The sequence below is a fragment of the Lysinibacillus sp. GbtcB16 genome, from assembly GCF_019091145.1.
In the GTDB taxonomy this organism is placed as follows: domain Bacteria; phylum Bacillota; class Bacilli; order Bacillales_A; family Planococcaceae; genus Lysinibacillus; species Lysinibacillus fusiformis.
Window position 1 is genome coordinate 1 of record NZ_JAGXJV010000544.1, and the last position, 261, is coordinate 261.

At 51.7% G+C, this 261-nt stretch carries 1 protein-coding gene; it reads left to right on the forward strand.

Annotated features, from left to right (window positions below):
• Positions 1–261, forward strand: a 261-nt coding sequence (locus KVT27_RS25185) for an IclR family transcriptional regulator C-terminal domain-containing protein (protein WP_217582230.1), incomplete at both ends; no start/stop codon positions are given.

Below are 261 nucleotides of genomic sequence, written 5' to 3' on the forward strand. Positions count from 1 at the left end.
ATGAGCTTCTTAGGAGCTATGCTTTCTCCAAGTATACGGAAGCGACGATTACGGGGAGGGATGACTTCGTTAACGAGCTGGACCGGGTGCGAGAGCTTGGCTATGCCGTTGATAATCAGGTGAACGAACCGGGTGTGCGGTGTGGTGCGGCTCCTATTTTCGAGCATAACGGCTCGATTGCAGCGGCCATCAGTATTTCTACGCTCGTTGTATCGGTTGACGAGCACTTGTTTGAGCAGTATATCGCCTTGCTGAAGAAAG